General features: G+C 58.1%; 18 protein-coding genes and 1 riboswitch. Of the genes, 9 read left to right on the top strand and 9 right to left on the bottom strand.

The window, feature by feature from the left end; genetic code table 11:
- Nucleotides 1–41: 41 nt before the first annotated feature.
- Entirely contained in the window at nt 42–1427 is a 1386-nt protein-coding gene (gene rhlE / locus WM95_RS07840; RefSeq protein WP_059446389.1) for an ATP-dependent RNA helicase RhlE, read from the bottom strand.
- Nucleotides 1428–1634: 207 nt separating this feature from the next.
- Here rhlE and cecR point away from each other — a divergent pair, with 207 nt between their 5' ends.
- Genes cecR through WM95_RS07815 form a run of 5 tightly spaced genes read left to right on the top strand, consistent with a single transcriptional unit; the run spans nt 1635 to nt 7275 of the window.
- A complete protein-coding gene (gene cecR / locus WM95_RS07835; protein ID WP_088544717.1) occupies nt 1635–2312 on the top strand; it encodes a transcriptional regulator CecR in 678 nt (225 codons plus the stop codon).
- Entirely contained in the window at nt 2309–3304 is a 996-nt protein-coding gene (gene hlyD / locus WM95_RS07830; protein WP_045355736.1) for a secretion protein HlyD, read from the top strand. Before cecR ends, hlyD begins: the two co-directional genes overlap by 4 nt.
- A complete protein-coding gene (locus WM95_RS07825; protein WP_088544716.1) occupies nt 3297–5036 on the top strand; it encodes an ATP-binding cassette domain-containing protein in 1740 nt (579 codons plus the stop codon). The genes hlyD and WM95_RS07825 overlap by 8 nt, the downstream gene beginning before the upstream one ends.
- The gene (locus WM95_RS07820; RefSeq protein WP_088544715.1) at nt 5026–6159 is read left to right on the top strand and encodes an ABC transporter permease; all 1134 of its coding nucleotides are present in this window, start codon (nt 5026–5028) and stop codon (nt 6157–6159) included. Before WM95_RS07825 ends, WM95_RS07820 begins: the two co-directional genes overlap by 11 nt.
- 9 nt (nt 6160–6168) lie before the next feature.
- Complete coding sequence (locus WM95_RS07815; protein WP_023310860.1) at nt 6169–7275, top strand: ABC transporter permease; 1107 nt, start codon at nt 6169–6171, stop codon at nt 7273–7275.
- On the opposite strand, the gene WM95_RS07810 is transcribed toward WM95_RS07815, so the two are convergent.
- A complete protein-coding gene (locus WM95_RS07810; protein ID WP_014883088.1) occupies nt 7237–7647 on the bottom strand; it encodes a YbhQ family protein in 411 nt (136 codons plus the stop codon). The genes WM95_RS07815 and WM95_RS07810 overlap by 39 nt on opposite strands.
- A gap of 133 nt (nt 7648–7780) precedes the next feature.
- Here WM95_RS07810 and WM95_RS07805 point away from each other — a divergent pair, with 133 nt between their 5' ends.
- Genes WM95_RS07805 through WM95_RS07795 form a run of 3 tightly spaced genes read left to right on the top strand, consistent with a single transcriptional unit; the run spans nt 7781 to nt 10739 of the window.
- Nucleotides 7781–8542, top strand: a complete 762-nt coding sequence (locus tag WM95_RS07805) for an endonuclease/exonuclease/phosphatase family protein (RefSeq protein WP_063409436.1) — start codon at nt 7781–7783, stop codon at nt 8540–8542.
- Nucleotides 8539–9777: a cardiolipin synthase ClsB gene (gene clsB / locus WM95_RS07800; protein WP_045355739.1), complete on the top strand. Its 1239-nt coding sequence runs from the start codon at nt 8539–8541 to the stop codon at nt 9775–9777. The genes WM95_RS07805 and clsB overlap by 4 nt, the downstream gene beginning before the upstream one ends.
- Nucleotides 9777–10739 (top strand): lysylphosphatidylglycerol synthase domain-containing protein, encoded by a 963-nt coding sequence (locus WM95_RS07795; RefSeq protein WP_033144983.1) that lies wholly within the window; start codon nt 9777–9779, stop codon nt 10737–10739. The genes clsB and WM95_RS07795 overlap by 1 nt, the downstream gene beginning before the upstream one ends.
- Nucleotides 10740–10844: 105 nt before the next feature.
- On the opposite strand, the gene WM95_RS07790 is transcribed toward WM95_RS07795, so the two are convergent.
- The 6 genes from WM95_RS07790 to moaA all read right to left on the bottom strand — a co-directional run bounded on the left by WM95_RS07790 (nt 10845) and on the right by moaA (nt 14324).
- On the bottom strand, nt 10845–11552 hold the full coding sequence (locus tag WM95_RS07790; protein ID WP_023310856.1) for a Bax inhibitor-1/YccA family protein: 708 nt from the start codon (nt 11550–11552) through the stop codon (nt 10845–10847).
- A gap of 64 nt (nt 11553–11616) precedes the next feature.
- Nucleotides 11617–12069, bottom strand: a complete 453-nt coding sequence (gene moaE / locus WM95_RS07785; protein WP_023310855.1) for a molybdopterin synthase catalytic subunit MoaE — start codon at nt 12067–12069, stop codon at nt 11617–11619.
- A gap of 1 nt (nt 12070) precedes the next feature.
- Nucleotides 12071–12316, bottom strand: coding sequence for a molybdopterin synthase sulfur carrier subunit (gene moaD / locus WM95_RS07780; RefSeq protein ID WP_023310854.1), 246 nt, complete (start codon nt 12314–12316; stop codon nt 12071–12073).
- Nucleotides 12309–12794, bottom strand: coding sequence for a cyclic pyranopterin monophosphate synthase MoaC (gene moaC / locus WM95_RS07775; RefSeq protein ID WP_063409437.1), 486 nt, complete (start codon nt 12792–12794; stop codon nt 12309–12311). Before moaC ends, moaD begins: the two co-directional genes overlap by 8 nt.
- 3 nt (nt 12795–12797) lie before the next feature.
- Complete coding sequence (moaB, locus tag WM95_RS07770; protein WP_024908761.1) at nt 12798–13310, bottom strand: molybdenum cofactor biosynthesis protein B; 513 nt, start codon at nt 13308–13310, stop codon at nt 12798–12800.
- 24 nt (nt 13311–13334) lie between these two features.
- Nucleotides 13335–14324 (bottom strand): GTP 3',8-cyclase MoaA, encoded by a 990-nt coding sequence (gene moaA, locus WM95_RS07765; RefSeq protein ID WP_063409438.1) that lies wholly within the window; start codon nt 14322–14324, stop codon nt 13335–13337.
- Nucleotides 14312–14445: riboswitch (molybdenum cofactor riboswitch) on the bottom strand. It overlaps the preceding gene by 13 nt.
- Nucleotides 14446–14670: 225 nt before the next feature.
- On the opposite strand from moaA, the gene yvcK reads away from it, so the two are divergent.
- Nucleotides 14671–15579 (top strand): uridine diphosphate-N-acetylglucosamine-binding protein YvcK, encoded by a 909-nt coding sequence (yvcK, locus tag WM95_RS07760; protein WP_023310851.1) that lies wholly within the window; start codon nt 14671–14673, stop codon nt 15577–15579.
- Between the two features lie 466 nt (nt 15580–16045).
- Here the strand turns inward: yvcK and uvrB are convergent, their stop codons facing one another.
- Complete coding sequence (gene uvrB / locus WM95_RS07755; RefSeq protein WP_029742168.1) at nt 16046–18061, bottom strand: excinuclease ABC subunit UvrB; 2016 nt, start codon at nt 18059–18061, stop codon at nt 16046–16048.
- Between the last annotated feature and the right edge of the window lie 618 nt (nt 18062–18679).

Here is an 18679-nt window from a genome sequence, read left to right as displayed (position 1 = left end):
CCGCAAAAAGAAAAGCCCGGCTTTCCGACCGGGCTTCCTGATTACTGCGGGTTAGCGGGCTTGCGCGGGCGGCGTCGACGCTGCCCTTCTCCTGCCGGTTTCCCTTCGCCGCTGCGCCACGGGTTTTCACCCGCTGGTTTGCTGTCGTTGTTACGACGCGGCGGTTTGCCGGATGATTTCGGCGCGCCGCCTTCGGCACGACGCGGCTGCTGACCGCGACCGCCGCCGCCCTGGCCACGTCCACCGCCGCCCTGACGACCGTTCTGAATCGGCTCGGCTTTGATCGACGGATCCACTTCGTAACCCGGGGTTTCGATGCGCGGGATCTCTTTCTTCAGGAGGCGCTCGATGTCGCGCAGCAGCTTGTGTTCGTCCACGCAGACCAGAGAGAGCGCTTCACCGGTTGCCGCCGCGCGGCCGGTACGGCCGATACGGTGAACGTAATCTTCCGGCACGTTCGGCAGCTCGTAGTTCACCACGTGCGGCAGCTCTTCAATGTCGAGACCACGGGCAGCGATGTCGGTCGCCACCAGCACGCGGATGTCGCCGGATTTAAAGTCCGCCAGCGCACGGGTACGCGCGCCCTGGCTCTTGTTACCGTGAATGGCGGCGCTGCGGATGCCGTCTTTATTCAGCTGTTCCGCCAGGTGGTTTGCGCCGTGCTTGGTGCGGGTAAAGACCAGCACCTGCTGCCAGTTACCCTGACCGATCATCTGGGAGAGCAGTTCCCGCTTGCGCTTTTTATCCACAAAGTGAACGTGCTGCGTCACCTGCTCGGAGGCGGTGTTGCGGCGCGCGACTTCCACTTCCAGCGGGTTATGCAGCAGCTTTTCCGCCAGCGCTTTGATCTCGTCGGAGAAGGTCGCGGAGAAGAGCAGATTCTGACGACGCGCGGGTAGCTTGGCCAGCACGCGACGAATATCGTGGATGAAGCCCATGTCGAGCATGCGGTCGGCTTCGTCCAGCACCAGAATTTCGATGTTATCCAGCTTCACCGCGTTCTGGTGTTCGAGATCCAGCAGACGGCCCGGCGTTGCTATCAGCACGTCCACGCCGCCGCGCAGCTTCATCATCTGCGGGTTGATGCTGACCCCGCCGAAAACCACCAGCGAGCGGATGTTGAGATAGCGGCTATAGTCACGCACGTTCTCACCAATCTGCGCCGCCAGCTCGCGGGTTGGGGTCAGGATCAGGGCACGAACCGGACGACGGCCTTTGGCGTGCGGCTGGTTTTTTACCAGCAGCTCTAACAGCGGCAGGGTAAAGCCCGCGGTTTTGCCGGTACCGGTCTGGGCGCTCGCCATCAGGTCACGGCCCTGAAGAACGGCGGGGATCGCCTGCTGCTGGATTGGGGTTGGCTCAACGTAGCCCTGCTCTGCGATCGCGCGCAGAATTTCCGGGTTCAGGCCAAGGGAATCAAAAGACATAAAAACTCCGAACCGCCCCGACCATCACAGGTGTAGTTTTCAGGGAGATATAACGAATAGGGGAGGACAAAAACCACAATGTCGCGAAGGAGCGGAGTGTAGCAGCTTTTGTGACGTAGCGCATAAAATATCCCTCAGCGTTCCCTCGACGTTAGCGGGAATCAGGCATAATCTTAATCAATCGATTGATTAATTATTAATGCCGCCATGAATACGACACCCACAACAACCAAAGGTGAACAGGCCAAAAATCAGCTTATCGCCGCCGCGCTGGCGCAGTTTGGTGAGTACGGGCTGCATGCAACCACGCGCGATATTGCCGCGCTGGCCGGGCAGAACATTGCGGCGAGTACCTACTATTTTGGCTCAAAAGAGGATTTATACCTCGCCTGCGCCGAGTGGATCGCCGATTTTATCGGCACGCAGTTTCACCCGCACGTTGAGGAAGCCACCGCGCTGCTCGGCCAGCCGTCGCCGGATCGCGCCGCCGTTCGCCAGCTTATTCTCAATGCCTGTCACGATATGATCCGCCTGCTGACGCACGACGATACGCTCAACCTGAGCAAGTTTATCTCCCGGGAGCAGCTCTCCCCGACCGTCGCCTACCAGCGGGTACACGATCGGGTGATTGAGCCAATGCACTCGCACCTGACCCGGCTGATCGCCGCCTATACCGGGCGGGACGCCAGTGATACCGAGACAGTTTTGCATACCCACGCCCTGCTGGGTGAAATCCTTGCCTTCCGTCTGGGCAGGGAAACCATCCTGTTACGCACCGGCTGGACACAATTTGATGAGGATAAAGCCGCGCAGATTAGCAAGGTGATCGCCTGTCACGTCGATCTGATCCTGCAAGGCTTAACGCAAAGGAGCCTGAAGTCATGAAAAAACCTGTCGCCATCATTCTGGTGGTTGTTGTTTTGCTTGCCGCCGGAGTCGGTGGATGGCTGTGGTATCAGAGCCATCAGGATAAAGGCCTGACGCTGTACGGTAATGTGGATATTCGTACGGTGAACATGAGCTTCCGCGTGGGCGGACGTCTCGCCTCGCTGAGCGTGGACGAAGGCGATGCCATTAAAAGCGGGCAGACGCTGGGGATGCTGGATAAAGCGCCCTATGAAAATGCGCTGCTGCAGGCCAAAGCGGGCGTGTCCGTCGCCCAGGCGCAGTATGACCTGATGCTGGCAGGCTATCGCGACGAAGAGATCGCCCAGGCCGCCGCCGCCGTTAAGCAGGCGCAAGCCGCCTATGACTACGCGCAGAACTTCTACGCGCGCCAGCAGGGGCTGTGGAAAAGCCGCACCATTTCCGCCAACGATCTGGAAAATGCACGCTCGTCCCGCGACCAGGCGCAGGCCACGCTGAAATCCGCGCAGGATAAATTAAGCCAGTACCACACCGGTAACCGACCGCAGGATATCGCCCAGGCGAAGGCCAGCCTTGAACAGGCGCAGGCGCAGCTGGCTCAGGCAGAGCTGGATCTGCACGACACCACCTTAATCGCGCCGTCTGACGGCATGCTGATGACCCGCGCCGTGGAGCCGGGCAGCATGCTCAGCGCCGGCAGCACCGTCTTAACGCTCTCCCTGACCCGCCCGGTCTGGGTACGCGCCTACGTTGATGAGCCAAACCTCGGCCAGATGCAGCCGGGCCGCGAGCTGCTGCTCTATACCGACGGCCGCCCGGACAAGCCGTATCACGGCAAGGTGGGCTTTGTCTCCCCTACCGCCGAATTCACGCCGAAAACCGTTGAAACACCGGACCTGCGCACCGACCTCGTGTATCGCCTGCGCATCATCGTGACCGATGCGGACGACGCGCTGCGTCAGGGCATGCCCGTCACCGTAAAAGTAGACAACGGGGAACGACATGAATGACGCGGTTATTCTGCTCAATAATCTGGTTAAACGCTTCGCGGGAATGGACAAACCGGCCGTCGCGCCGCTGAACTGCACTATCCAGAAAGGCTATGTGACCGGGCTGGTCGGCCCGGACGGCGCGGGGAAAACCACGCTGATGCGGATGCTGGCCGGGCTGCTGAAGCCGGATGAAGGATCGGCCCGCGTGCTCGGCCTTGACCCGATCGAGGATGACGGAGCCCTTCACGCCATGCTCGGCTATATGCCGCAGAAGTTTGGCCTGTACGAAGATCTGACGGTGATGGAAAACCTGAACCTGTACGCCGACCTGCGCAGCGTCACCGGTGAAACCCGGGAGAAAACCTTCGCCCGACTGCTGGAGTTTACCTCCCTCGGCCCGTTCACCGACCGGCTGGCAGGCAAGCTCTCCGGCGGGATGAAGCAGAAGCTGGGGCTGGCATGCACGCTGGTCGGCGAGCCGAAAGTGCTGCTGCTGGACGAGCCCGGCGTCGGCGTAGATCCGATTTCGCGCCGCGAACTGTGGCAGATGGTGCACGAGCTGGCGGGCGACGGGATGCTGATCCTCTGGAGCACCTCCTACCTCGACGAAGCGGAACAGTGCCGGGACGTGCTGCTGATGAACGAAGGCGAACTGCTTTATCAGGGCGAGCCGACGACGCTGACGCAGAGCATGGCCGGGCGCAGCTTCCTGCTGCACAGCCCGCAGGAGTCCAACCGCAGGCTGCTGCAGCGGGTGCTCAGGCTGCCGCAGGTCAGCGACGGGATGATCCAGGGCCGCTCGGTACGGGTAATTTTCAAAAAAGAGGCCACCGTCGACGATATTCGCCGGGCGCCCGGCATGCCTGCGATCGAGATGGAAGAGACCGCGCCGCGCTTTGAGGACGCGTTTATCGACCTGCTGGGCGGCGCGGGGACGTCAGAGTCGCCGCTTGGCGCCATTCTGCATACGGTGGACGGCACGCCGGGCGAAACGGTCATTGAGGCCAAGTCCCTCACCAAGAAATTTGGGGATTTCGCCGCCACCGATAACGTCAATTTCGCGGTTAAACGCGGGGAGATTTTTGGCCTGCTCGGGCCGAACGGCGCGGGAAAATCGACCACCTTTAAGATGATGTGCGGCCTGCTGGTGCCGACGTCCGGCAAGGCGCTGGTGCTGGATATGGATCTGAAGGTCAGCTCCGGCAAGGCGCGCCAGCATCTCGGGTATATGGCGCAGAAGTTTTCGCTGTATGGCAACCTGACGGTCGAGCAGAATTTGCGCTTTTTCTCCGGCGTGTACGGCCTGCGCGGGCGGGCGCAGAACGAGAAAATCCGGCGCATGAGCGACGCCTTCGCCTTAACCAACATTGCCTCCCACGCCACCGACGAGCTGCCGCTCGGCTTTAAGCAGCGGCTGGCGCTGGCCTGCTCGCTGATGCACGAGCCGGATATTCTGTTTCTTGATGAGCCGACTTCAGGCGTTGACCCCATTACCCGCCGCGAGTTCTGGCTGCACATCAACAGCATGGTGGAAAAAGGGGTGACCGTGATGGTGACCACCCACTTCATGGACGAGGCGGAGTACTGCGACCGCATCGGGCTGGTGTATCGCGGCAAGCTGATTGCCCACGGCACCCCGGACGACCTGAAAAACCAGGCCGCCGATGATGAAGTTCCGGACCCGACCATGGAGCAGGCGTTTATCACCCTCATCCACGACTGGGATAAGGAGAATGCCCATGAGCAGTAGTGCCATTTCCTGGCGAAGGGTGCGCGCGCTGTGCATTAAAGAGACGCGGCAGATCGTGCGTGACCCCAGCAGCTGGCTGATTGCGGTGGTGATCCCCCTGCTGCTGCTGTTTATCTTTGGCTACGGCATTAACCTGGACTCCAGCAAGCTGCGGGTCGGGATTTTGCTGGAGCAGCAGAGTGAAGATGCGCTGGACTTTACTCACGCCATGACCGGATCGCCCTACATTGACGCCACCATCAGCGATAACAGGCAGGAGTTGATCCAGAAAATGCAGGCCGGGAAAATTCGCGGCCTGATCGTCATTCCGGTGGATTTTGCCGCCAATATGGCGCGGGCAAATACCGATGCGCCGATCCAGGTGATCACCGACGGCAGCGAGCCAAACACCGCCAACTTCGTGCAGGGCTACGCGGAGGGGATCAGGCAGCTCTGGCAGATGCAGCGGGCGGAAGATCGGGGTGAAGAATTTAAACCGCTCATCGACGTGCAGACGCGCTACTGGTTTAACCCCGCCGCCATCAGTCAGCACTTTATTATTCCGGGCGCGGTGACGATTATCATGACGGTGATTGGCGCGATCCTGACCTCGCTGGTGATCGCCCGCGAGTGGGAGCGCGGGACCATGGAGGCGCTGCTCTCTACCGAAGTCACGCGCGTCGAGCTGCTGCTGTGTAAGCTCATCCCCTACTATTTCCTCGGCATGCTGGCGATGCTGCTCTGCATGCTTGTCTCGGTCTTTATCCTCGGCGTGCCGTATCGCGGCTCGCTGGTGGTGCTGTTTTTTATCACCAGCCTGTTTTTACTCAGCACGCTGGGCATGGGGCTGCTCATCTCCACCATCACCCGCAACCAGTTCAACGCCGCGCAGGTGGCCCTCAATGCCGCCTTTTTACCGTCGATTATGCTGTCCGGGTTTATATTCCAGATAGATAGTATGCCTGCGGTGATCCGCGCCGTGACCTACATCATCCCGGCACGCTACTTTGTGAGCACGCTGCAAAGCCTGTTCCTGGCGGGGAATATTCCGGTGGTGCTGATCGTCAACACGCTGTTTTTAATGGCGTCAGCGGCGATGTTTATTGGGTTGACGTGGATGAAAACCAAACGGCGACTGGATTAAGGAGCGAACATGTTTCACCGATTATGGACGTTGATACGCAAAGAGCTGCAATCCCTGCTGCGCGAGCCGCAAACCCGCGCCATTCTGGTCTTGCCGGTACTGATCCAGGTTTTACTGTTCCCGTTTGCCGCCACCCTTGAGGTGACCAACGCCACTATTGCCATTTACAACGAAGATAACGGCAAACATTCCGTCGAGCTGACGCAGCGCTTTGCCCGTGCGAAAGCCTTTACCCACATCCTGCTGCTGAAAAGCCCGCAGGAGATCCAGCCCACCATCGACACGCAAAAAGCGCTACTGCTGGTGCGGTTCCCGGCGGATTTCTCCCGCAATCTGGATACCTTCCAGACCGCGCCGATGCAGCTGATCCTCGACGGGCGTAACTCCAACAGCGCCCAGATTGCCGCCAACTACCTGCAGCAGGTGGTGAAGGATTACCAGCAGGAGCTGATGGAGGGCAAACCGAAGCCCAACAACAGCGAGCTGGTGGTGCGTAACTGGTACAACCCGAACCTGGACTACAAGTGGTTCGTGGTGCCGTCGCTGATCGCCATGATTACCACTATTGGGGTGATGATCGTGACTTCCCTTTCCGTCGCCCGCGAGCGCGAACAGGGCACGCTGGACCAGCTGCTGGTCTCCCCGCTCGCCACCTGGCAAATTTTCGTCGGCAAAGCGGTCCCGGCACTGATCGTCGCGACGTTCCAGGCCACCATCGTGCTGGGGGTGGGAATTTGGGCCTATCAGATCCCGTTCGCCGGTTCGCTGGCGCTGTTTTACTTCACTATGGTGATTTACGGGCTGTCGCTGGTGGGGTTTGGACTGCTGATCTCGGCGCTCTGCTCGACACAGCAGCAGGCGTTTATCGGGGTGTTCGTCTTTATGATGCCCGCGATTTTGCTCTCGGGTTATGTTTCACCCGTCGAGAACATGCCGGTGTGGCTACAGGATCTGACGTGGGTAAACCCGATTCGGCACTTTACGGACATCACCAAGCAAATCTATCTGAAGGATGCGAGTCTGGATATTGTCTGGGGAAGTTTGTGGCCGCTACTGGTCATAGCGGCCACGACGGGCTCAGTGGCGTACGCGATGTTTAGACGCAACATTGCGTAGCTTTTTCTCTTTGGTCAGCAGCGAGACCACCGCAGGCCCAGCGAGGATAGCCAGACCCGCCAGGGCCAGCAGCAGGTTGTTTTGCAGCACGCGCGACAGCAGCCAAAGCACGATCATCGCCGCGCCAAAATACCAGGTGGTGGTGAGCTCTTCGAGCACATCACCCACCTCGCGCCAGCGCGCTTCATGGTGGCGCTGTAGGAACAGCATCGACAGCACGGTGACGCCATAAAGGACGCATAGCCCCAGGCCAACACGCACCAGCGTGCCGCTCATCCAGCCCATTACCAGTACGGCCACGACCAGTAAATGCAACATTATCTGCCAGCAACTCAGGCCAGTTGCGACACGAACACGTTGTTGCCACTTCATGGCTTCTCTCCTGAAGGATTTTTCTCTGCTTAATCAGACTACCGCACTTTACGGAAAATTCCGTAACGCCGCATCTTTTTGTGACGACGACTACACTTTATTTTCATTGGGATAGTCACTCAGGAAGGAGCTTATGACTCAAAAAATGCAGCATTTCTCGCTTAAGGTGCTGACGATAAACATTCATAAGGGCTTCACAGCATTTAATCGCCGCTTCATTTTACCGGAGCTGCGCGACGCGGTACGCACCGTCAGCGCGGATATTGTCTGCCTGCAGGAGGTGATGGGCGCACACGAAGTGCATCCGCTCCACTTTGAGAACTGGCCCGACACGCCGCACTATGAATTTCTGGCCGACACCATGTGGAGTGACTACGCCTACGGCCGCAACGCGGTCTATCCGGAAGGACATCACGGAAACGCGGTACTGTCCCGTTACCCCATTGAACATTACGAAAACCGCGACGTTTCCGTCGGGGAAAGCGAAAAACGCGGCCTGCTTTACTGCCGCATTACGCCGCCAGACCTCGAGCGACCAGTCCATGTCGGCTGTGTTCATCTGGGCCTTCGCGAATCCCATCGTCAGGCGCAGCTGAAAATGCTGGCCGAATGGGCCAACGCGCTTCCCGAAGGTGAACCGGTAGTGGTGGCGGGCGATTTCAACGACTGGCGACAGCGGGCAAACCATCCGCTGAAGGTGGATGCCGGGCTGGAAGAGATTTTTACTCGCGCCAACGGCAGGCCTGCGCGCACCTTCCCGGTCCGTTTCCCGCTGCTTCGGCTTGACCGCATCTACGTGAAAAATGCCCACGCCAGCAGCCCGACCGCCCTGGCGCCCCTTAACTGGCGACATCTTTCCGACCATGCCCCGCTCAGCGCGGAGATCCACCTATGAAATGTTCCTGGCAGGAAGGCAACCGAATCACGCTGCTGGTCAACGGGGACGAGTATTATCCGGCCGTATTTAAAGCGATTGACCATGCACAGCAGAAGGTGATCCTCGAAACCTTTATCTGGTTCGAAGACGACGTGGGCAAGCAGTTGCATAGCGTGCTGCTGCGCGCCGCCCGGCGCGGCGTCAAAATTGAAGTGCTGCTTGATGGCTATGGCTCGCCGGATCTCAGCGATGCGTTTGTGAATGAATTGACCTCCGCGGGCGTGGTGTTTCGCTACTACGATCCCGGCCCTCGCCTGTTCGGCATGCGTACCAATCTTTTCCGCCGGATGCACCGCAAAATTGTGGTGGTGGATGAGACGGTGGCGTTTGTCGGCGGCATTAACTACTCCGCTGAGCATATGTCCGACTACGGCCCGGAGGCGAAGCAGGACTACGCCATTCGCATTGAAGGCCCGGTGGTGCAGGACATCTTACTGTTTGAGCTGGAGAACCTGCCGGGTAAAGAGGCCGTTCGCCGCTGGTGGAGACGCCGCCATCGCCCGGAAGAGAACCGGAAGCCCGGCGAAGCGCAGGCCCTTTTCGTCTGGCGGGATAACGGCGAGCACCGGGACGACATTGAACGTCATTATCTCAAGATGCTCGCCAACGCGAAGCGCGAAGTGATTATTGCTAACGCCTACTTTTTCCCAGGCTATCGCCTGCTGCACGCCATGCGCAATGCGGCCCGACGCGGGGTTCGCGTGAAGCTGATTGTGCAGGGCGAGCCGGATATGCCGATCGTGAAGGTTGGCGCGCGTTTACTCTATCGCTATCTGGTTAAAAGCGGCGTGCAGATATATGAATATCGCCGCCGTCCGCTGCACGGCAAAGTCGCTGTAATGGATGACCACTGGGCAACCGTCGGTTCCAGTAACCTCGATCCGCTGAGCTTATCGCTTAATCTGGAAGCGAACCTGATCATCCACGATCGTCAGTTTAATCAGACCCTGCGCGATAACCTTCAGGGGCTTATCGACAAAGACTGCGTGCGTGTCGATGAATCCATGGTGCCGAAACGCAGCTGGTGGAACGTTGGCATCGGCGTGGTGGTGTTCCACTTCCTGCGCCACTTCCCGGCGATGGTCGGCTGGCTGCCGGCGCATACGCCGAAGCTGGCGCAGGTGGATCCGCCGGTACAACCCGAAATGGAAACCCAGGACCGCGTTGAAGCGGAAGATGGAGGCAAACCCTGATGTCGAAATCGCATCCGCGCTGGCGGCTGGCAAAAAAGATCCTGACCTGGCTGTTTTTTATTGCGGTCGCGGTTCTGCTGGTGGTCTACGCGCAGAAAGTTGACTGGGAAGAGGTATGGAAAGTCATCCGCAACTATAACCGGATGGTGCTGCTGGGCGCTGTGGGGCTGGTTATTGTCAGCTACCTGATGTACGGCTGCTATGACCTGCTGGGCCGCGCCTACTGCGGCCACAAGCTGGCCAAACGTCAGGTTATGCTGGTGTCATTTATCTGCTACGCCTTTAACCTGACGCTGAGCACCTGGGTCGGCGGCATTGGCATGCGCTATCGCCTTTACTCGCGGCTCGGCTTGCCGGGCGGGACCATCACGCGCATTTTCTCGTTAAGCATCACCACCAACTGGCTGGGCTATATTCTGCTCGGCGGGGTGATCTTCACCATCGGCGTGGTGCAACTGCCCGCGCACTGGTATATCGATGAGGCCACGCTGCGCATTCTGGGCATCGTACTGCTACTGATTATCGCCGTTTATCTGTGGGCCTGCGCGTTTGCCAGACGCCGCCATATGACCATCAAGGGGCAAAAGCTGGTTCTGCCCTCGTGGAAGTTTGCGGTGCTGCAGATGGCGGTCTCCAGCGCCAACTGGATGGCAATGGGGGCCATTATCTGGCTGCTGATTGGCGAGGACGTGAACTACTTCTTCGTTCTGGGCGTGCTGCTGGTGAGCAGTATTGCGGGCGTAATTGTGCATATTCCTGCCGGGATCGGCGTGCTGGAGGCGGTCTTTATCGCGTTGCTGGCCGGGGAGCATGTCTCTCAGGGAACGATTATCGCCGCCTTGCTGGCGTACCGCATGCTGTATTATTTCCTGCCGCTGGCGCTGGCAACGGTCTGTTATCTGGTGCTGGAGAGTCGGGCGAAGAAGCTGAGAGCGAAGAACGAGAAGGCGTTGGCGAAATAAAAGCAAAACGGCAACCTTGTTGCCGTTTTTGGTGTTTGTTCCCTCTCCCGTGGGAGAGGGTCAGGGTGAGGGCACCAGACCGCACCGCCACCCGGCAAAACAACCTTAACGACGGTTGCCTAAAATCCGCAGCAGCATCAGGAACAGGTTGATGAAGTCCAGATACAGCGTCAGCGCGCCCAGGATTGAGTATTTGCGCAGGTTTGAACTGTCGCGTACGTCGATCTGCTCGCCGATGTTTTTCAGCTTCTGGGTGTCATACGCCGTCAACCCAACGAAGATCACCACCCCGATGTAGGTCACGGCCCACATCAGCGCGTCGCTCTTCAGCCACAGGTTCACCAGTGACGCCAGCACAATCCCAATCAGCCCCATAAACAGCATGCTGCCGAAGCCGCTCAGATCGCGCTTCGTGGTGTAACCATAGAGACTCATCGCACCGAACATTCCGCCCGCAACCACGAAGGTGCTGGCGATGGAGGAGTAGGTGTAAACGATGAAGATACTGGAAAGCGTCAGCCCCGTTAGCGCCGAATAGAGCATAAACAGCGTGGTCGCCATTCCGGCACTCAGCTTTTGCACCAGACCAGAAAGCACAAACACCAGCGCCAGCTGCGCGATAATCAGCCCAAAGAAGGTGATTTTGCTGGAGAAGATAAACATCATCAGTTCAGGCGTGTTCGCCGCATACCACGCGATAAACGCGGTAAGCAGCAGGCCAACCGTCATCCAGCCGTACACCTGAGCCATATACGTCTGCAGGCCGCTACGGGTCTGCTGTACTATTGAATCGGAACGCGGAAATCGGTCCATGATTCACTCCTGATTAAGATTAAGTAGACACACACGTTAAGATTAACACATCCACGTAAACCGACTACCAACGGCTGGCGGCTTGTTTATCGCTGTCGCGAGATTCTACCCAGCGGTCACCTTCCGGTGTGGCTTCGCGCTTCCAGAACGGCGCTTTGGTTTTGAGGTAATCCATAATGAACTCCCCTGCCGCAAACGCGCTGCTGCGGTGCGCGCTGGTCACCCCGACGAAGACAATCTCCTCGCCAGGCCACATCTCGCCGATGCGGTGAATAACCGTGACGCGCCCGAGCGGCCACCGGCCCCGTGCCTCGTCAACAATCTCCGTCAGCGATTTCTCGGTCATCCCCGGATAGTGCTCCAGCGTCAGTGCCTTCACGCTGTCACCGAGATTGTGGTTGCGCACCTTGCCGGTGAAGGTGACGACCGCGCCGTCTTCATCGCGTTCCGCCAGCCAGCTGTATTCGGTCCCCACGTTAAAACGCTCGGGACTCACCAGAATTCGGGTTTCAGCCATCTTAGCCCCCCGTAACCGGCGGGAAGAAGGCCACTTCATCCCCTGCGTTCAGCGGATGGGTGAATTCCACCAGCGTCTGGTTAACGGCGGCCAGCAGCTTGCCTTCGTCGAGCGCCAGCGCCCAGCGGTCGCTTTGCGCCGCCAGATGCGCGCGCAGGGCCGCGACGTTTTCGAAGGACGCGTCCAGCGTCAGGCTATCGGTATTCACCAGCTCGCGCACCTGCGCAAAAAAGAGCACCTTAATCATGGCTATCCACCTTAAAATCACCGGATTTGCCGCCGCTTTTTGCCAGCAGGCGAACCGGGCCAATCACCATATCTTTCTGCACCGCTTTGCACATGTCGTAGATGGTCAGCGCGGCAACTGAGGCCGCCGTCAGCGCCTCCATCTCCACGCCGGTTTTGCCGGTTAAGCGGCAAAGTGACTCAATGCGCACGCGATTATGCTCCGGCTGTGCCTGCAGGTTCACTTCCACATTGCTCAGCATCAGCGGATGGCACAGCGGAATTAAGTCCCAGGTGCGCTTGGCGGCCTGAATCCCCGCGATGCGCGCGGTGGCAAAGACGTCGCCCTTATGGTGGCTGCCGTCGATAATCATCGCCAGCGTTTCCGGCAGCATAGTGACAAACGCTTCCGCGCGCGCCTCGCGCACCGTTTCGGCTTTGGCGGAGACGTCCACCATATGCGCTTCGCCAGCGGCGTTAATGTGGGTCAGTTGTGACATAGCTTATTTCTTTAAATGGGGATGGAAATTACACGGACGGGTACGGGCGTCCAGCTGCGGGGCGATGATGTTTTCCCACGCGGTGCGGCAGGCTTTGGTCGAGCCCGGCATAGCGAAAATCAGGGTTTTGTTCGCCACCCCGGCAACGGCGCGCGACTGGAGCGTGGAGGTACCAATCTCTTCAAAGGAGAGCATGCGGAACACTTCGCCGAAGCCTTCTACCTCGCGGTCGAAAAGCGGGATCAGCGCTTCGGGGGCCTGATCGCCTGCGGTAAAACCGGTGCCGCCGGTGATCAGCACCACCTGCACCTCATCGCTGGCAATCCACTGCGAAACCTGAGCACGAATGGCGTAGCGGTTCTCCTTCACGATCGCTTTATCGACGATGTGATGCCCCGCGTCATGGGCCGCCTCGCGCAACCAGTGGCCAGAGGTATCATCCTCTTCGCCCCGGCGGTCGGAAACGGTAAGGATAGCAATGCGTGTCGGGATAAATTCTGCGCTTACCTGACTCATATTCTGATTCCTTCTTAAGCCTGATTACCCGCCGATATAAGACAGGTTCTGAGTAATACCGGTATTGCCCTGATGCAGGAAGTGGGTCTGTTTTTTATGCGTCAGCGCGTCAGAAATGCGTGCTTCAAGCGCGCCCTGCTGCGCATCATCTTCCAGCAGATCGCGAAGGTCCACGCCGCCGTCGCCGAACAGGCAAAGATGGAGCTTGCCAACGGAGGAGACGCGCAGGCGGTTGCAGCTGGCGCAGAAGTCTTTCTCATAGGGCATGATAAGCCCGATCTCACCTTCGTAATCCGGGTGGCAGAAGACCTGCGCCGGGCCGTCGCTGCGCTGGCGGATCTGGTGGATCCAGCCGCGTTTCAGCAGCTCGTCGCGCAGCACCATGCCGGAGATGTGATGGCGACGGAACAGCTCGCTGCCCTCGCCGGTTTCCATCAGCTCGATAAAACGCAGCTGAATGGGGCGGGATTGGATCCACGCCAGGAAGGTATCGAGCTGATGATGGTTCACATCACGCATCAGCACCGTGTTGACTTTGACCTTCTCGAACCCGGCCGCAAATGCCGCGTCGATGCCGTCCATGACCTGCTGAAATTTATCCTGGCCGGTAATGGCGTGGAACTGACGGGCGTCCAGGCTATCGACGCTGACGTTGATCGCCGTCAGCCCCGCATCGCGCCAGTTCGCCACGTCGCGCGCCATGCGGTAACCGTTGGTGGTCACCGCAATCTGGCGGATACGTTCGTTTTCATGCACGGCGGCAATGATGTCGGGGAAATCGCGGCGCAGAGAGGGTTCGCCGCCGGTCAGACGCACTTTTTCGGTGCCGAGCTCAGAGAAGGCGCGCGTGACGCGGCGCACTTCATCCACGGAGAGAAAGCCGTTATTGGTGACGCTGCCCGGTTTGTAGCCATCGGGCAGGCAGTAGGTGCAACGGAAGTTGCACACATCGGTAATCGACAGACGTAAGTAATAAAACTTACGCGCGAAAGCATCAGTAAGTTGTGAAGCCATGTACACCTTTCCAGATCGGGAGGCACAGTCATTTCTTTCTGTACCCTGGTGGCAAATTCGCCACGGCCAGAGCGCCATATCTTTCGACACAGGCACAAGGGCTAGAGTGTATGTTTTCAATTTTGAAAACGTGGTTAGGGCGATAGTAGCGCGTAAATTCTCACGGCGCCATTATCGCCTTTCGCTATATAGTTACGTATATAGCGAATCAATCCTGCATTTTCGCTACAGAATACCTAAAAACCGCATTTTCACATTGATATACGTCATTTTGCATCGGGTGAGGCATCGTCTTTTAGGGGTAGTTAGGTTACTGTTACGCGATCGAACGTGATAAGGAATACGTATGCGCAATCGCACTTTTGCGGATCTTGACCGAGTGGTCGCTCTTGGCGGAGGACACGGCTTAGGCCGGGTTATGTCCTCTTTGTCGTCACTCGGCTCAAGGCTGACAGGGATAGTGACCACCACCGACAACGGCGGCTCAACCGGGCGCATTCGACGTGCCGAAGGCGGCATTGCCTGGGGAGATATGCGCAACTGCCTGAACCAGTTAATTACCGAGCCGAGCGTCGCATCGGCGATGTTTGAGTACCGTTTTGGCGGTAATGGCGAACTTTCCGGGCATAACCTTGGAAATCTGATGTTAAAGGCATTGGATCACCTGAGCGTAAGGCCTCTGGAAGCCATTAATTTAATCCGTAATCTGCTGAAAGTTGACGCATTCCTGATCCCCATGTCAGAACAACCGGTAGACTTGATGGCCATCGACGCCGAAGGGCATGAAGTTTATGGCGAAGTGAATATTGACCAGCTCATCCTGCCGCCCACGGAGTTAATGACCTATCCGAGCGTACCCGCCACGCGAGAAGCGGTGGAGGCCATCGGAGAAGCGGATCTTATCCTGATCGGTCCGGGCAGTTTTTATACCAGCCTGATGCCCATTCTGCTGGTGAAAGAGCTGGCGCAGGCGCTGCGCCGCACCCCTGCCCCGATGGTTTACATCGGTAACCTGGGACGTGAACTGAGCCCGGCGGCAGCGAGCCTGTCGCTGGCAGATAAGCTTGAATTAATGGAGCAGTACGTCGGTAAAAAAATTATCGACGGCGTCGTGGTCGGGCCGAAGGTGGATGTGTCGGGTATTGGCGACCGCGTGGTGGTGCAGGAGCCACTGGAAGCGAGTGATATTAAATATCGCCATGACCGTCACCTGCTGCGCGAGGCGCTGGAGAAGGCGATTCAGGCGCTGGGTTAGGTTCGTTTTGTGCGGCCTGATGCCCTCATAATAATGCCCGCACGGACGCCCCCCTACCTTGAGGGAGAGGGCTGAGGTGAAGGGGAACATACGACTCTGGTGGTCATTCCGTTCACTTTATGTTCCTTGCTACTCTGTAACGATATGGCCTGTGAACGTGCCAGGGTGGCTCAATCGCCACCACCCTGGCGACCCGGGCTCCCGGCGGTAAATCGCCGCTTCGCGGTGCCCTCGTCTTATTCCTTTCGGCTTATCGGGTACGGGCGGAGGTAACGTCCCTGTAAAGCCCGCCCTCTCGGCGCCTCCCTGCGCCTCGCCCCGGCCTGCAGGAAACACCTCAGCGATTTACAGCCGGACCAGAGCATCGCTGATAGCCTTCAATCGCTCTGAAACAACGTTATTGCTTCTGTTCAAAAATTACTGGGGATCCCTCTCCCACGGGGAGAGGGAGAAAACAACGCTTTACTCACGATGCCGCGATGAAAAGATCCCGCAGCTGATGAAGCTGGTCGCGGATTTGCGCCGCCTCTTCGAACTCCAGATTCTGCGCGTGCTGCATCATCTGCCCTTCCAGCTCGTGGATTTTCTGCTGCAGCGCTTTCGGCGTCAGCACGACGGTATCCTCTTCCACCACTGAACGCGCCTTGCCGCGACCTTTCGCTTTGGTTTTAGCAATGTTCTGACCCAGCGCCAGAATATCCACCACCTTCTTGTTCAGCCCCTGCGGGGTAATGCCGTGCTCTTCGTTGTAGCGCTGCTGTTTCTCGCGGCGGCGCTCCGTTTCGCCAATCGCTTTCGCCATCGACGGGGTGATTTTGTCACCGTACAGAATCGCTTTCCCGTTGACGTTACGCGCGGCGCGGCCGATGGTCTGGATCAGCGAACGCTCGGAACGCAGGAAACCCTCTTTGTCCGCATCCAGAATCGCCACCAGCGAGACTTCAGGCATGTCCAGACCTTCTCGCAGCAGGTTGATCCCCACCAGCACGTCAAACTCGCCCAGACGCAGATCGCGGATAATCTCCATGCGCTCCACGGTGTCGATATCCGAATGCAGATAGCGCACCTTCTCGCCGTGCTCTTCGAGATACTCGGTGAGGTCTTCCGCCATACGCTTGGTGAGCGTGGTCACCAGCACGCGCTCGTTGATGGCGGAACGGGCGCGGATCTCTGAGAGCAGATCGTCCACCTGCGTAGCCACTGGACGAACTTCAATAATCGGGTCGAGCAACCCGGTCGGACGCACAACCTGATCGACAACGTCTTCACCGGATTTCTCCAGCTCGTAGTTGCCCGGCGTGGCCGAGACGTAAATGGTTTGCGGCGCTAATGCCTCAAATTCTTCAAACTTCATCGGACGGTTATCCAGCGCTGACGGCAGGCGGAACCCGTACTCTACCAGCGTCTCTTTACGCGCCCGATCACCGCGGTACATCCCGCCGATCTGCGGGATCGTGACGTGGGATTCGTCGATCACCAGCAAACCGTCTGCCGGAAGGTAGTCAAACAGCGTCGGCGGCGGCTCGCCCGGCCCGCGCCCGGAGAGGAAGCGCGAGTAGTTTTCAATGCCGGAGCAATAGCCCAGCTCGTTCATCATCTCAAGGTCAAACTGGGTACGCTGGCTCAGGCGCTGCTCTTCGAGCAGCTTATTGTTCGCCAGCAGCACCTTACGGCGCTCGGCCAGCTCCACTTTGATCTCTTCCATCGCCTGCACGATACGCTCGCGCGGCGTCACGTAGTGCGTTTTCGGGTAGATGGTAAAGCGCTGGATCACCGACTCAACGTGCCCGGTCAGCGGGTCGAAGAGCGACAGGCGTTCAACCTCTTCGTCAAACAGCTCGACGCGCAGCGCCATATCGTCCGATTCCGCCGGGAAGATGTCGATCACCTCACCGCGTACGCGGAAAGTGCCGCGCTGGAACGCCTGATCGTTACGGGCATACTGCAGCTCCGCCAGACGGCGAACGATGGCGCGCTGGTCGATAATCATCCCCTGCGTCAGGTGCAGCATCATCTTGAGATAGAGATCCGGATCGCCCAGACCGTAGATCGCGGAAACCGACGCGACGACGACCACATCGCGACGCTCCAGAAGCGCCTTCGTGGCCGACAGACGCATCTGCTCGATGTGTTCGTTCACCGAGGCATCCTTCTCGATGAAGGTGTCAGAGCTCGGTACGTAGGCTTCAGGCTGGTAGTAATCGTAGTAGGAGACGAAATACTCCACCGCGTTTTCCGGGAAGAACTCTTTCATCTCGCCGTAAAGCTGCGCGGCCAGGGTTTTGTTGGGTGCCAGCACCATCGTTGGGCGCTGGAGATCCGCAATCACGTTGGCGATGGTGAACGTTTTACCCGAGCCGGTTACCCCCAGCAGCGTCTGGTGCGCCAGCCCGTCTTCCAGCCCCTCTTCCAGACGACGGATCGCCTCAGGCTGATCGCCAGATGGACGGAAAGCAGAATTCAATTTGAACGGTTTACTCATGGGCGACAACCTGATGACGTTATAAGCGGCAGGTGAGTAATTTTACTCGTTGTTGCCAGGAATGCCAGTAAAAAACACTGGATGAAAAACCAGTAGCATGTCAGGATATTTAGCATAGCGCCTGAATGATTAGCGCGATAGCGGCCAAAATTTGGACTGTGACAATATAAAACACCAGTCAGGTCAGGTTATCCCCAGAACTTTTTCTTTTTTAACATTTGTCAAGCCAGGTAATGATAGTTTTGTGGCAACGGGTGACACTTTCATGACGGGAATTGCTTTTATCTAAGCAATTAAATAATAAACGATATTTTCTAAAGCCGCGTTTCGCGCCAATTTGGGCGTAAGCCGCGTCTTCTCTCGCTTATCGCGTGTTTTCTAACTCTAATGCACATGGTTATCCACAGGAATAGTGGATAACTGCTTCCAGCCCATGCAGACTGGCGCTCGGCAAATTCCCGGTTTTTCCCACGAGACGGCAGTAAAAAAATTTTATAGCTATTTTTTGATGATTAACAGTTGCGTCATTCATAACCAACCGATGGGATCTTGCTCACATTTTCATCATTTCGGGTTCTGCACCACAACTCACCACCACCAGCACCGTCGATGTGCAAT

Source organism: Enterobacter cloacae complex sp. ECNIH7 (assembly GCF_002208095.1).
Taxonomy (GTDB): Bacteria; Pseudomonadota; Gammaproteobacteria; order Enterobacterales; family Enterobacteriaceae; genus Enterobacter; species Enterobacter cloacae_M.
Note: the sequence above shows the minus strand (reverse complement) of the source record. Positions and strands in the feature narration are given on the sequence as shown.

Excerpts from the sequence above, each read along its gene's own strand:
- rhlE (WP_059446389.1), bottom strand. The coding sequence starts at position 1,427 with ATGTCTTTTGATTCCCTTGGCCTGAACCCGGAAATTCTGCGCGCGATC.
- cecR (WP_088544717.1), top strand. The coding sequence starts at position 1,635 with ATGAATACGACACCCACAACAACCAAAGGTGAACAGGCCAAAAATCAG.
- hlyD (WP_045355736.1), top strand. The coding sequence starts at position 2,309 with ATGAAAAAACCTGTCGCCATCATTCTGGTGGTTGTTGTTTTGCTTGCC.
- WM95_RS07825 (WP_088544716.1), top strand. The coding sequence starts at position 3,297 with ATGAATGACGCGGTTATTCTGCTCAATAATCTGGTTAAACGCTTCGCG.
- WM95_RS07820 (WP_088544715.1), top strand. The coding sequence starts at position 5,026 with ATGAGCAGTAGTGCCATTTCCTGGCGAAGGGTGCGCGCGCTGTGCATT.
- WM95_RS07815 (WP_023310860.1), top strand. The coding sequence starts at position 6,169 with ATGTTTCACCGATTATGGACGTTGATACGCAAAGAGCTGCAATCCCTG.
- WM95_RS07810 (WP_014883088.1), bottom strand. The coding sequence starts at position 7,647 with ATGAAGTGGCAACAACGTGTTCGTGTCGCAACTGGCCTGAGTTGCTGG.
- WM95_RS07805 (WP_063409436.1), top strand. The coding sequence starts at position 7,781 with ATGACTCAAAAAATGCAGCATTTCTCGCTTAAGGTGCTGACGATAAAC.
- clsB (WP_045355739.1), top strand. The coding sequence starts at position 8,539 with ATGAAATGTTCCTGGCAGGAAGGCAACCGAATCACGCTGCTGGTCAAC.
- WM95_RS07795 (WP_033144983.1), top strand. The coding sequence starts at position 9,777 with ATGTCGAAATCGCATCCGCGCTGGCGGCTGGCAAAAAAGATCCTGACC.
- WM95_RS07790 (WP_023310856.1), bottom strand. The coding sequence starts at position 11,552 with ATGGACCGATTTCCGCGTTCCGATTCAATAGTACAGCAGACCCGTAGC.
- moaE (WP_023310855.1), bottom strand. The coding sequence starts at position 12,069 with ATGGCTGAAACCCGAATTCTGGTGAGTCCCGAGCGTTTTAACGTGGGG.
- moaD (WP_023310854.1), bottom strand. The coding sequence starts at position 12,316 with ATGATTAAGGTGCTCTTTTTTGCGCAGGTGCGCGAGCTGGTGAATACC.
- moaC (WP_063409437.1), bottom strand. The coding sequence starts at position 12,794 with ATGTCACAACTGACCCACATTAACGCCGCTGGCGAAGCGCATATGGTG.
- moaB (WP_024908761.1), bottom strand. The coding sequence starts at position 13,310 with ATGAGTCAGGTAAGCGCAGAATTTATCCCGACACGCATTGCTATCCTT.
- moaA (WP_063409438.1), bottom strand. The coding sequence starts at position 14,324 with ATGGCTTCACAACTTACTGATGCTTTCGCGCGTAAGTTTTATTACTTA.
- yvcK (WP_023310851.1), top strand. The coding sequence starts at position 14,671 with ATGCGCAATCGCACTTTTGCGGATCTTGACCGAGTGGTCGCTCTTGGC.
- uvrB (WP_029742168.1), bottom strand. The coding sequence starts at position 18,061 with ATGAGTAAACCGTTCAAATTGAATTCTGCTTTCCGTCCATCTGGCGAT.